A 12895-nucleotide genomic window follows, 5' to 3' on the forward strand; every position below is an offset into this window, starting at 1 on the left:
AGAACGTTGCCCGGCGGACTGAAAGCCCCGGCAAAAAACTTTTTTCATAAGGAGGGAAATAAGATGAAATTACATCAGCAAATGCCTGAATTAACAGGCGCTAAAGCATGGATTAACAGAGAAGTTACGAAGGAACAGCTGGTCGGCGGAAAGCCGGCACTGATTCACTTCTGGTCCGCCAGCTGCCGCATGTGTAAAGAAGCGATGCCTGAGGTGAACGGGTTTCGTGATAAATATAAAGATCAGCTGAATGTGGTGGCCATCCACATGCCCCGTTCCGAAGACGATCTTGATCTTGAGAAAATCAAGAAAACAGCGGCTGAACACGATATCTCTCAGCCGATTTACGTCGACAGCGATCATACGCTGACTGACGCATTTGAAAATGAATATGTGCCGGCTTATTACGTTTTTGATAAAAGCGGACAGCTCCGCCATTTTCAAGCGGGAGAGAGCGGGATGAAAATGCTTGAAAAACGCATCAGCCGGGTACTTTCAGAAACGGAGCAGGCTTCTGAGTAATCGGGACAATCTCCGCCGGACTATTGTCTCGGTTCTGCAAACCCTTTGCCGTTAGGTAACAGGGTTTTTTTGTGACTATTGGATAAAAAATTCCAATATGGCATGTATGGCTTAAAAAATAAGAGAAACAGCTGTAAACACGCTGTACCGCTTGTTTTATCCATATCATTAACTTTTACATATTATAGTCGAAAATTGTAGATATCACGCTAATTTTCATTAAACAAGTAATTTCAAGTTATATTTTGAAATCGTTCAATAAATTGGAACTTTGTCCAGAATCCCCTATATGATAAGGGGTTTTTGTATATAAAGTACCATTTTCAGAAAATAAGCAATTTTTCATAGAGTAAATAAAATAGTAAAATGATAAAATAATAGTTGATAAAATTACTTTTGTAATCTAATATCTTAATAAAAGCGTTTAAATTTTTGACAGGGGGTTTTACACATGTTTAATGAAAGAGAAGCGCTGCGCTTACGTTTAGAACAATTGAACGAAGCAGAGGTAAAAGTCATTCGTGAATATCAAATAGAACGTGATAAAATATATGCAAAACTGAGAGAATTAGACAATACGGGCAGCCTGTCCGATACAAAAAAAGAGTTTCGTCCGGAGAAAAAAAGTGACTCTCTCCCGGTGCTTGCAGAGCTTGCAGCACAGGAAATGAGAAGCTATCAAAAGCCGCAGACACAGCCGCAATCCTCCCAGCCGCAGATGCAGTCTATTACGTCTCTTCCCGCCGGCATTCCAGACGGTTCTACAAGAAGAAGAAGAGGGACGGCGAGACCAGGATCAAAAGCGGCAAAACTGCGCGAAGCAGCGATTAAAACATTGAAACGCCACAATGCAGCGATCAAAAGTTCCGAACTGCAAAAGGAAATTGAAAAGGAAAGCGGCCTTGAAATTCCTAATATGACAACATTTATGCAAAGCTTAATTAAAATGTATCCGGAAGTGAAAAAACCATACCGCGGCCAATATATTCTTGAGGGAGAAATCTCTCAGGAAACAGCAGAAACGGCAAATGATACGGCTGCTGAATAAAACAGTAAAAACTGCTTGCGTTACTCAAGCAGTTTTTTTGCGTTTTCCCGTTTATTCTGCGGAAGTGACGCATCTTTTCCAGGCTTTTTTTCAAGCTTGACAACATATTTTTGGAAAGGCTTTTCGCCGTCAGCTCGTTCTTTCAACGCATCCAGTTTTTCATCAAACGACTGATCGCGGGACTCTGATTCTACAAATTGTTTTTGAAGGGAGATGACTTGTTCGGTAACGGCTGTAAGCAAGTCTTCTGCCTGAACAGTCTCTTTGGAAACGGAAGGAATTTCCAGAGTTTGTTCCGCCGGTTCCGCCGTGCGGCTGTCAATATCAGCAAAATGGCCGGCAATCCAAGCATCGCTTTCGTCAAGCTGCCGTTTATATGAAAGAATGGTTTCTTGAAATAACTTTTCTTTCGTTTTTTCTATTTCTACAAGCCGTTCTTTTGTTTCTAGTATTCGATCTCTCATATGATTAATTTCTATTTTAATATGTTTGAGCTGGTATTCTTTTTCTATCATTTGTGTTTGGAGCCGGGTATTTTCGTCTGCAGCGGCATGATAACGCTGTTTCATATCTTCGTGAGAAGTCCGTTCGGTTTGAACGGCGGTCTCAAGTGAGCGGATGCGGGTATGTAAGTTTTTATTTTCTTCTTCAAATTTTACATTTGTAAGATGCAGCCGATGTTTTTCTTCCATCTCATTTTTCCGCCGAAACGTTTCCTGCTGAAGCAGTTCTTGCAGAATGACGATTTTATCGAGCAGCCCGGCCCTGATTTCATGCAAAGAACGTTCCGTGTCACTTGTCTGTTTGTGTTTTTGAGCCATGGCTTCCAATTCGTCAGAAAGCTTGTGAAGCCGCTCTTTAATATTGGCGTTTTCCTCCTGAAGCTTATTGTTTTTTTGATGGAAGTAGCTTGCTTCAAATTCCGAAATTATTTTTCTGCATCTGGAAAGTTCGGATTTCAAGTAAAGGTTCTCTTGAGAAGTGTCGTGGAAAAACGGACCTGATATTTTCATAAGAACCATCTCCCTCATGATGTTAACACTACAATATGGGAAAGGAACAACGGCTATTCCTCTTAATTAAACAGACAAGCACCGTAATATTGTATTTCGGCTGAGGCGTTTGCTATGCTTTTATATAGAATGGGAGAGCGATGACATGAAACGGGTGAATGTAATATTAGCGGGGGGAGCTTCCCGAAGATTCGGAGAACCGAAAGCTTTTGCAAAGTGGAAGGGCGGCATGTTTTATGAACAGGCGAAAAAAGCCTTCGGCGGCGGAGAAACGGTAATTATCAGCCGCCCTGAGCATATAAAAAAGTTCTTATCAAACAGGGAGCGGCATGTTTTTGCCGATGAGCCGCGGTTTCGGGGAATGGGCCCGCTTGCCGGCATATATACGGCAATGAAACAAACGGAAGGCGAAACATATACGGTCATATCCTGTGACACGCCGCTCGTGACAAGAAAAACGATGGCTGCGCTTGAAATGAAGCTGACGGGAAATCTGGACGCTGTCATACCGATTTGTGAAAACAGAGAGCAGCCCCTCTTGGCGGTTTACCATAAACGGGTGCAGGATGTGCTTTTTGATCAGCTGACACAAAACAAACTGAAAATGACAGACACGCTGAAACGGCTGTCTGTCTGTTATGTGCAGGCTGAAGACATCGGCGCCGGGCCGGAGGAGTTCGCTAATATCAACACACGGGACGATTACACCAGACTTTTGGCGCATGTCGAGTCTTCAAATCAGGACTGATCGGTAAGAAACATGGTATGATGGAAATAAAAATGCAAGGGGACAACACAGATGGAAGAGCGCTATTCACGGCAGACAAGATTTAAGCCGATAGGGGAAAAAGGGCAGCAGGCGCTGGCTGACAGCAGTGTCCTGATTGTCGGAGCCGGAGCCCTCGGAACAGCCGCGGCAGAGGGCCTTGCAAGAGCCGGAGCGGGCCGTATGGCGATTATTGACCGGGATTATGTGGAATGGAGCAATTTACAAAGACAGCAGCTGTATACAGAAGAAGACGCGAGACAGCGCCTGCCGAAAGCAATGGCGGCCAAGGCGCGTCTTTTAGCGGTAAACAGTAATATACATATCGATGCTTACGCGGCGGAAGGTACGGCGGAAACGCTCGAACCGCTGATCGAACAAGCGGATTGCATTGTGGATGCGACAGATAATTTTGAAACGAGAATGGTCATCAATGATCTGGCGCTGAAAACGAAAACACCTTGGATTTACGGTGCCTGTGTCAGCAGTCAGGGAATGTGCATGACGATTATTCCGGGGGTTACGCCGTGTTTATCCTGCCTGTTTGAGCAAATGCCCGTGGGCGGAGCGACATGTGATACAGCAGGCATCATACCTCCGGCGGTTCATATCGTCTCCGCCTATCAGCAGGCTGAGGCGCTGAAATTGCTGACAGGAAATCATGCGGCGGTAAATCGGCGCTTTTTCACGTTTGACGTGTGGAATAACACCAATATGAGCATAAATGTGGATCAGATCAAACGGAAACATTGCCCTTCCTGCGGCGCGGAGCCCGTATATCCGTATCTGCAGCCTGAAAACAGGCCGAAAGCAAGCGTGCTGTGCGGAAGAGACACCGTTCAAATCAGATCGGAAGCCTTAAAGAGGCTGGATAAAGAAGAGCTTGTCAAACGTCTGAAGCAGATCGGTAAAGTGGAAGCAAATGAATTTTTGCTGCACATGGCGTACGAGCGCTTCAGAATCGTTATTTTTCAGGACGGACGGGCTCTGATTCACGGTACAAACGATATAAAAGAAGCGAATTCAGTTCTGGCCAGAGTGATCGGACTGTAGGAAGGGGATGTATTGCTATGCTTGAAAAAAGAACGCCGATTCAGGTGGACGAAGCAGTCCGCCGGGTGAGCCGGTATAAAAAAAAGGGGGATACCGAATGGGTGGCGCTTGAGGACAGTCTCCACCGCTATTTGGCGGAGGATGTTAAGGCGGATCATGATGTGCCGGCTTTTAACCGTTCTCCGTATGACGGGTTTGCCATCAGGGCGAGCGATTCAAAAACGGCTTCCCGTGACAATGCCGTCACCTTTGAAGTCATTGACCATATCGGAGCCGGCGCCGTGTCAGAAAAAGAACTCGGGCCTTATGAAGCGGTCCGCATTATGACGGGGGCGCAGATTCCCAAAGGCGCGGATGCCGTAGTGATGCTTGAGCTGACAAAAACGTTTTCTGAAAACGGCACGGATTACATGTCAGTGAAACGCCCTTTTCATGCGGGGGATAATATTTCATATCAAGGAGAAGATGCGAAAAAAGGCAGCTCGCTATTAAAAAAAGGGACGAAAATCACGCCGGGCGTAACCGCTCTTTTAGCAACCTTCGGCTATGCTTCCGTTCCCGTGGTCAGAAAGCCGGTTGTCGGCATTATCGCAACGGGAACCGAGCTTCTTCATGTCAGCGATCCGCTTGAGCCGGGGAAAATCCGCAACAGCAACGCTGCCATGGTATATGCCCAGGTCATTGAAGCGGGTGCGGTACCGCTGAACTTAGGGAAAATTTCCGATGATTTTGATGACAGCTATGCTGCGGTGAAGGAAGCTATGAAAAAAGTTGATTTTCTGATCACGACCGGCGGCGTGTCAGTCGGCGATTTTGATTTTCTTCCGGACATTTATAATAAGCTCGGAGCGGAAGTTCTTTTTAACAAAGTGGCAATGCGCCCGGGGAGCGTGACAACTGTCGGCCGGGCCGATGACATGCTGCTGTTCGGCCTTTCAGGCAATCCGTCCGCATGTTATGTCGGATTCACCCTGTTTGTCAAACCGATGATTCAGACGTGGCTTCTGAATGAAAAACCTCATTCCGGATGGGCGGAAGCCGTGTTAACAAACGACTTTCCGAAGCCGAATCCGTTTACGAGATTTGTGAGGGCATTTGTTTATCATAAGGACGGAAAAATGATGGCGTCACCGGTCGGTCTCGACAAATCAAGCTCAGTCACATCTCTTGCCGAAGCAAACGCGTTTATCCTTCTGCCGGGAGGAACGAGGGGGTATGAAGCGGGCCGGACGGTTCACGCGCTCCTCATTCGTGATGAGAATGGAAGTGAATGGCCGTGGTCAATTCTTTCCCGATCGTCCAGATCGTAGGTTTTCAAAACAGCGGTAAAACAACGTTTATTGAACGTGTGCTGAAAGCGGCGCCGAAAGAGTGCGATATTGGATGTTTAAAACATCACGGACATGGCGGAGAACCGGAACCTTTTTCTGACGGGAAAGACTCGGAGCGCTTTTCAAAAGCCGGAGCCGCGGTTACGGCAGTAGAAGGGGCCGGCGTCCTGCAGCTTACGGCGCGAAAAAAATGGGATCTGGCGGGTTTGATCAGTCTGTATGAATGTCTGGGAATTGACGGTCTTCTCATAGAGGGATTTAAACATGCGCCGCATCCGAAAATCATTATGATCAAAAACAGCGAAGATTGGCAAAAGCTGAAGCATTTGGAGCGCGTGATCGCGGTTGTCAGCAGAAATACGGAGCATATGCCGACAGATGCAGGCAAGCCCGTATTCCATGCGGACGATCCGGCTGCCATTATGTTTGTGCTTTCGCAGCTGAAAGGGGAATCTGCTTAAATGGAACGTTTTCAAATTACAAGGGAACCTATCATTGCGGAAAATATCGTAAAAAAAGTTGAAAAGCGTGAAGCCGGCGCCATCACAACGTTTATCGGCACGGTCAGAGAGTGGACTGCAGGACGGCGGACGGTGCGTCTCGAATATGAAGCGTATGAACCGATGGCTGTTCAAATGCTTTCTCAAATCGGCAGTGAAATCAGCGCGAAATGGGAAGGAGCCGAAGCTGCAATCACTCACCGTGTCGGCGTCCTTGATATCGGTGAAGCAGCGGTCGTAATCGCCGTGTCTTCTCCGCACAGAAAGGCGGCATATGAGGCGAATGAATATGCAATTGAACGGATAAAACAGATTGTGCCGATATGGAAAAAAGAAATCTGGGAAGACGGGGAAGAATGGATAGGCGATCAGCTGGAAACAACGCCCTATCCGAACGGAAAACCGGATTTGGATAAAGGGGAATCGCGATGATTAAAGTATTATTATTTGCCGGGCTTGCGGAGCAGGCGGGAACATCGGTCATTGAACTTGACGAAAAAGAGACGGCGGCGTCTGCTGTAAAAACGCTGTTAAAGGAACGGTACGGCCTTCAGACGATTGACAATGCCATGATCGCAATCAATGAAACATATGTAAAAGACAACAGCATCGTAACAGAAGGTGATACCATTGCCTTTATCCCTCCTGTAAGCGGAGGGTGAAAAAAGAGCCGGGTGTGCATCATTGCCATCCGGCTCTTTTTGTATATAGGCGCTGAATTTCAGAGAATATTTAAATGGGATTTAAAGGGTTTTGCAATTGAGGCGGTTTTCACTGCATGAATAGGCTGATAACAGTGCCTTTACAAGGTTTTGAGCCACCCGTCATACCGGTCTGACGATGCTTTTTTTTACATAATTATGGAACGTAAAGCTGAGAATTTGTGTTACAATTTAGCATAAATACGCAAACGGCAAAAAAATTGAAACTTCTCTCAGCCTAAAGCGTACGTATAAACAGAATAATACATAGGAGGCATCAGCTATATGGAACCAAACCTGGAAAAAAGCAATGCGGCAGTCACGGAAAAGCCGTCAATTTTCGGCGTCATTACAAGTCCTGTTGTGCAGTTTAAAAGATTAAAAGAAAAGCCGGTCATCGGCATTCCTCTCCTGATTGTCATCATTCTCATTGCGGCGGGGAGTATTTTGCGCGGGCTTGGGATGAATTATGAAGAAGTGCTGAACAGCTCATCTCTTGACGGTTTGACGGATGATCAGATTGAAATGACCAAAACCTTCGCTAAATTCGGCACGATGTTCGGAGGAATCTTCGGGGGCATTATCGCTCTGTTTATCGTTCCGCTCATTTACTGGCTGTGCGTCAAAATTTCAGGCGGCGTGACAACTTACAAAAAAATGCTCTCACTCAGCCTGTTTACGGCGTTTATTACCAATATCGGCTTAGTTATTAACGGTCTTGTCACTTATTTTACCGGTGCGGGCTCATTGTACGCCGTTACATCTTTGGCGAGTGTCATACCGGCCGGAGACGGCGTCGCGGTCTTTTTAAGCGCGTTCGACATTTTCAGCATCTGGAGCTATATTTTGCTGGCTTTGGGACTTCGCTATACAGGCGGCATTTCGAAAAAAGCGGCCTGGACTTCCGCGGTTGTCCTGTTTGTTATTATGCTTTTGGTTTCGGCAGTCGGAGGACTGTTAAGTTCAGTGACAGCAGGTGTATAACATGAAAAAAATTTGGATCGGAATCGGCATCGCCGTAATTGTTGCAGTATTCATCGGTATCAATATTTATAAGTCTGCCGCTCCCGCGGGCGGCAGCGCCGAAAAAAAAATCGAAACCGGAACCATGGAAAACAGAGAAATCTCATCTACGGTTATGGTTCCGGGAACACTTAAATTCTCTAAAGAACAGTATGTTTTTTATGAAGCAGATAAAGGAACTCTTGATAAAGTGAAAGTAAAAGAAGGCGACAAAGTAAAAAAAGGGTCGTCGTTAGTCACGTATACAAATGAGCAGCTCAACCTTGATAAAGAACAAAATGAGTTGACGGAACAATCAAAACGGATGCAAATCGAACAAGTTGAAGAAAAACTCAGAGCATTAAACAGCAAGGAACAAGATCTGGCAAAACAAGTGGGAGAAGCGGAAGCCAAAAAACAAATTGAATCCGAACGGACTGATCTGCAGCTTCAGCAAAAAACGGCGGAAATCGAATTAAAGCAATCTGATTTGCAAAAGCAGTCTCTTGAAAATCAAGTGTCGAATCTCAATGTTAAGAGTGAGATGGACGGGACGGTTATCTCGGTAAATCAAGAAGCGGCTTCTAAAAAATCGGATATTCAAGAACCGGTTATACATATAGGAGACCCGGAACACCTGGTCGTTGCCGGCAATTTGTCCGAATACGACACGCTGAAAGTGAAAAAGGGCCAAAGCGTTACAATCACCTCAGACGCCATCCCCGGTAAAACGTGGAAAGGGAGAGTGGCGGCTGTCGGCCTCGTTCCGGATCAAAAGTCAAGCGCTGCTTCGGGGGAAAGCACGGAACAAGCCGTCCAGTATCCGTTTCAGGTTAAGCTGATCGGAAACCTTCCGGAAGGCAAGCCGGGATTTAAATTAATTATGAACATTGAAACCGACAAACGGAAAGCCGACACGCTGCCGTCCTCCGCAGTCAAAAAAGACGGAGATGAGCACTGGGTCTTTACGGTAAAAGACGGGAAGGCCAAACGCGTGAAAGTTAAAGTCGGCGATACCGCAAATCAGCTTACGGAGATAAAAGAGGGGCTTTCAAAGGATGATAAAGTCATTCTGAATCCGGCTGACGGTTTGACTGACGGAACGGATGTGAAAGCATAGATGATTCAGCTTTCAAAGGTGAAAAAAAGCTATCAGATCGGCAAGGAGACGTTTGATGTTCTCCGTTCAATCGACCTGACGATTGAAGAAGGAGAATATGTGTCAATTATGGGACCCTCGGGATCGGGAAAATCTACGATCATGAATATCATCGGCTGTCTGGACAGACCGACGTCCGGCAATTACAGTCTTGCGGGCGAAGATGTTTCTTCATGCACCGAAAAAGAGCTTGCGGCGGTCCGGAACAAATCAATCGGTTTTGTCTTTCAGCAGTTTCAGCTGCTGCCGCGATTGAATGCAAGAAAAAATGTCGAACTTCCCATGATCTACGCCGGTATCGGCAAAAAAGAGCGTGAGGAACGGGCTGAGCACGCGCTGGAAAAAGTCGGTTTGGCGGATCGGATGCGTCACATGCCGAATGAGCTGTCCGGCGGCCAGAAGCAGCGTGTCGCGATTGCAAGAGCCATCGTGAACGAACCGAAGCTCATTTTAGCTGATGAACCGACCGGCGCGCTGGATACGAAAACAAGCATTTCCATTATGGAGCAGTTCACAGAGCTTAATGCAGAGGGCGTGACCGTGGTGCTTGTCACTCATGAGCCTGAAGTGGCGGACTGTACAAACAGAGTGATTTTCGTCCGTGACGGCATGATCGTTTCCCGCGATTCTGAGCAGAGGAGAGTGGGGGAATGAGCCTGTCAGAAAATCTCCGGATGGCCCTCAGTTCCGTAAGAGCTCACAAGCTGAGATCGATTCTGACAATGCTCGGAATCATTATCGGCGTCGGTTCAGTTATCGTTGTTGTGGCTGTCGGCCAGGGCGGAGAGCAAATGCTGAAGCAATCCATCAGCGGGCCGGGCAATACGATTGAATTGTTTTACATGCCCAGTGATGAAGAATTAACAGCCAATCCGAACGCCTTACAGCAAGCGAGTTTTACAGAAGAAGATATTAATGGATTAAAAGGAGTGGACGGCGTAAAGCAGGTTGTCGCTTCCGCGGTAAAATCCATGACGGCCCGTTACCATGAAGAAGACACGGATATTACGCTGAACGGCATTAACAGCGGCTACTTGGACGTAAAAAAGCTGGACGTTCAAGATGGACGGACGTTTACGGACAATGATTTTCTTTCCGGGAAAAGAGCGGGAATCATCTCGAAAAAAATGGCTGAAAAGCTGTTCGGGAAAACGTCTCCGCTCGGGAAAATCGTCTGGGCCGGCGGACAGCCCGTAGAAGTAATCGGCGTACTGAAAGAAGAGAGCGGCTTTTTATCGTTAGGACTCAGTGAAATGTATGTGCCGTTCAACATGCTGAAAACGTCTTTCGGTACTAACGACTACAGCAACGTTTCCGTTCAGACGGAGTCCGCTGATCAAATCAAAACAACAGGAAAAGAAGCGGCCCGTCTCTTAAATGACAATCACGGTACAAAAGAGGCCTATCAAGTCATGAATATGGAAGAAATCGCGGCGGGAATCGGTCAGGTCACGACCGTTATGACGACGATCATCGGTTCGATCGCCGGTATTTCTCTCGTTGTCGGCGGGATCGGGGTCATGAATATTATGCTCGTATCAGTGACGGAACGGACAAGAGAAATCGGCATCCGCAAATCGCTCGGTGCCACGAGAGGACAGATTCTGACACAATTCTTAATTGAATCTGTTGTGCTTACTTTAATCGGCGGCTTAATCGGAATCGGTCTCGGCTACGGGGGAGCAACACTCGTTTCCCTTATCGCAGGCTGGCCGTCGCTCGTTTCCTGGCAGGTGGTTTGTATCGGCGTGCTGTTCAGTATGCTGATTGGCGTCATCTTCGGCATGCTGCCCGCCAACAAAGCATCACGCTTAGATCCGATTGAAGCGTTACGGTATGAATAACCGGCGCCCCATGCAGTCTGCATGGGGTTTTTTGTGTTTTAATGATTGAATGAATATAATAGACTTTTTTCATTTATGATAAAAAGAAAATGTCATACAATTGTCCCCCTTTTTGTCGAATTTACAGTTTACAAACCCTATGTACATACGTTAATATGAACAAATGTGAAAGATTTTGATAGTTATTGAATGAATTTGAGTGATTTTAGTTGCTTGAAGTAAAAAAAGCGTTTACAATTATCTTGCAGCCGAAATGAATACGTTTTCAAAGGAGGCGGAATATGCTTACTCCTGAAAGGTATCAGCTGATTATGGATCAGATTGAAAAGCGAGATGTGGTGAAGATTCAAGAGCTGATAAGCATGACAAACGCTTCTGAATCAACGATCAGAAGAGATTTATCAACACTTGAAGAGCGCGGATTTTTAAAGCGCGTTCACGGCGGGGCGTCTAAACTTTCCAACAGCAGGCAAGAACCCGATATGCTTGAAAAATCCTCCAAAAACCTTCAGGATAAACTGAAGATCGCTGAAGAAGCGGCATCTTTATTAGAAGAAGGTGACTGTATTTACCTTGATGCGGGAACAACTACATTGCACATGATTGATTTTATAGATCATACAAAGGACATTGTGGTTGTCACAAACGGGGTTATGCATATCGACGCTTTAATAAGGAAGGGGATTCCTTTTTATCTTCTCGGAGGATATGTGAAGCATAGAACAGGTGCGATGATCGGCGGCGCCTCATTAACGGCGGTCAGCCAGTACCGTTTTGACAAAAGCTTTCTCGGGGTGAACGGCGTGCACATTGAAGCCGGCTTTACAACACCCGATCCGGATGAGGCTCTTCTGAAGACAAAGGCTGTGAGACAGGCGAAAAATGCGTATGTTTTAGCCGATCCTTCTAAATTCGGCGAGATTTCTTTCGCAGCGTTCGCCGCCTTGGGCGATGCAGCTATCATTACCACTGAAGCTGAAGAACTTGCATTCGATGATTACCAAGAAAAAACTGTCGTAAAGGTAGTGAAACCATGATTTACACTGTAACTCTCAATCCGTCTGTTGACTATATCGTTCACGTTGAAGATTTTGCCGTAGGCGGTTTAAACCGTTCCAGCTATGACACGAAGTATCCCGGCGGAAAAGGCATCAACGTTTCGAGATTACTGAAAAGACACCATGTGCCGTCAAAAGCATTGGGGTTTGTCGGCGGATTTACCGGAAATTATATCACGTCATTTTTGCAGCAGGAAGGTCTGGAAACGGCTTTTTCTGAGGTGGATGAAGACACGCGTATAAATGTAAAACTGAAAACGGGCGATGAAACGGAAATTAACGGACAGGGCCCGACGATTTCAGACGAAGTGTTCAATGCCTTTTTAGAACAGTTCTCCGCTCTGGAAGAGGGAGACATCGTCGTTTTAGCGGGAAGCATCCCTTCTTCCCTGCCGCATAACACGTATGAAAAAATTGCTGAGGCATGCAGAAAGCAGAATGCCCGGGTAGTGGTGGACATCTCCGGTGAAGCGCTGATGAAAGCGACAGAAATGAAACCGTTTTTGATGAAGCCGAATCATCATGAGCTTGGGGAAATGTTCAATACGGTCATTGATTCAGCCGAAGCTGCCGTTCCTTACGGTAAAAAATTAATTGAACAAGGCGCTGAACACGCGATTGTTTCGATGGCTGGCGACGGTGCGCTTTTATTTACGAAAGAGGCGGTTTTCCTCGCCAATGTTCCTAAAGGAAAGCTTGTCAATTCGGTAGGCGCAGGTGATTCCGTCGTCGCGGGATTCCTTGCGGGAATTTCAAAACAGCTGCCTTTGGAAGATGCGTTCCGTTTAGGAGTTGCTTCCGGAAGCGCGACGGCATTTTCTGAAGAACTCGGAACTGAAGAGTTTGTACAGCAGCTTCTTCCTGAAGTTAAAGTCACACGTCTATAGAGGAGGAAAGA

At 46.4% G+C, this 12895-nt stretch carries 15 protein-coding genes; 14 read left to right on the plus strand and 1 reads right to left on the minus strand.

The genetic code is table 11. The annotated features are described in order from the left end of the window. Positions 1–63 precede the first annotated feature (63 nt). Together HAP68_RS06825 and rok are read left to right on the plus strand one after the other, a co-directional pair. Entirely contained in the window at positions 64–522 is a 459-nt protein-coding gene (locus HAP68_RS06825) for a TlpA disulfide reductase family protein (RefSeq protein WP_024085241.1), read from the plus strand. 451 nt (positions 523–973) lie between these two features. Continuing rightward, positions 974–1570 (plus strand): transcriptional regulator Rok, encoded by a 597-nt coding sequence (gene rok, locus HAP68_RS06830; protein ID WP_003154591.1) that lies wholly within the window; start codon positions 974–976, stop codon positions 1568–1570. Positions 1571–1590: 20 nt separating this feature from the next. Here the strand turns inward: rok and HAP68_RS06835 are convergent, their stop codons facing one another. Further along, positions 1591–2583, minus strand: a complete 993-nt coding sequence (locus HAP68_RS06835; RefSeq protein WP_003154589.1) for a coiled-coil domain-containing protein — start codon at positions 2581–2583, stop codon at positions 1591–1593. Positions 2584–2728: 145 nt separating this feature from the next. Between HAP68_RS06835 and HAP68_RS06840 the strand changes: the two genes are divergently transcribed. The 12 genes from HAP68_RS06840 to pfkB all read left to right on the plus strand — a co-directional run bounded on the left by HAP68_RS06840 (position 2729) and on the right by pfkB (position 12884). Beyond that, positions 2729–3331: a molybdenum cofactor guanylyltransferase gene (locus HAP68_RS06840; RefSeq protein ID WP_024085242.1), complete on the plus strand. Its 603-nt coding sequence runs from the start codon at positions 2729–2731 to the stop codon at positions 3329–3331. 51 nt (positions 3332–3382) lie between these two features. After that, positions 3383–4402, plus strand: coding sequence for a molybdopterin-synthase adenylyltransferase MoeB (locus tag HAP68_RS06845; RefSeq protein ID WP_024085243.1), 1020 nt, complete (start codon positions 3383–3385; stop codon positions 4400–4402). 17 nt (positions 4403–4419) lie between these two features. After that, complete coding sequence (locus HAP68_RS06850; RefSeq protein WP_015388302.1) at positions 4420–5712, plus strand: molybdopterin molybdotransferase MoeA; 1293 nt, start codon at positions 4420–4422, stop codon at positions 5710–5712. Further along, positions 5673–6194 (plus strand): molybdopterin-guanine dinucleotide biosynthesis protein B, encoded by a 522-nt coding sequence (gene mobB / locus HAP68_RS06855; protein WP_184123311.1) that lies wholly within the window; start codon positions 5673–5675, stop codon positions 6192–6194. Before HAP68_RS06850 ends, mobB begins: the two co-directional genes overlap by 40 nt. After that, a complete protein-coding gene (locus tag HAP68_RS06860; RefSeq protein ID WP_003154579.1) occupies positions 6195–6665 on the plus strand; it encodes a molybdenum cofactor biosynthesis protein MoaE in 471 nt (156 codons plus the stop codon). Continuing rightward, positions 6662–6895, plus strand: coding sequence for a molybdopterin converting factor subunit 1 (gene moaD, locus HAP68_RS06865; RefSeq protein WP_003154578.1), 234 nt, complete (start codon positions 6662–6664; stop codon positions 6893–6895). Before HAP68_RS06860 ends, moaD begins: the two co-directional genes overlap by 4 nt. Before the next feature lie 324 nt (positions 6896–7219). Beyond that, positions 7220–7918 (plus strand): YknW family membrane protein, encoded by a 699-nt coding sequence (yknW, locus tag HAP68_RS06870; protein ID WP_024085245.1) that lies wholly within the window; start codon positions 7220–7222, stop codon positions 7916–7918. 1 nt (position 7919) lies between these two features. Next, entirely contained in the window at positions 7920–9056 is a 1137-nt protein-coding gene (locus HAP68_RS06875) for an efflux RND transporter periplasmic adaptor subunit (RefSeq protein ID WP_024085246.1), read from the plus strand. Continuing rightward, on the plus strand, positions 9057–9749 hold the full coding sequence (locus HAP68_RS06880; protein WP_003154575.1) for an ABC transporter ATP-binding protein: 693 nt from the start codon (positions 9057–9059) through the stop codon (positions 9747–9749). After that, the gene (locus tag HAP68_RS06885) at positions 9746–10939 is read left to right on the plus strand and encodes an ABC transporter permease (protein ID WP_003154574.1); all 1194 of its coding nucleotides are present in this window, start codon (positions 9746–9748) and stop codon (positions 10937–10939) included. The genes HAP68_RS06880 and HAP68_RS06885 overlap by 4 nt, the downstream gene beginning before the upstream one ends. Before the next feature lie 281 nt (positions 10940–11220). After that, positions 11221–11976 (plus strand): DeoR/GlpR family DNA-binding transcription regulator, encoded by a 756-nt coding sequence (locus tag HAP68_RS06890; protein WP_003154573.1) that lies wholly within the window; start codon positions 11221–11223, stop codon positions 11974–11976. Next, positions 11973–12884 carry a 1-phosphofructokinase gene (gene pfkB / locus HAP68_RS06895; RefSeq protein WP_003154572.1) on the plus strand — a complete coding sequence of 304 codons (912 nt, stop codon included), beginning with the start codon at positions 11973–11975 and terminating at the stop codon, positions 12882–12884. The genes HAP68_RS06890 and pfkB overlap by 4 nt, the downstream gene beginning before the upstream one ends. Positions 12885–12895: the final 11 nt, after the last annotated feature.

The sequence above is a fragment of the Bacillus sp. Bvel1 genome, assembly GCF_014872755.1.
Taxonomy (GTDB): domain Bacteria; phylum Bacillota; class Bacilli; order Bacillales; family Bacillaceae; genus Bacillus; species Bacillus velezensis.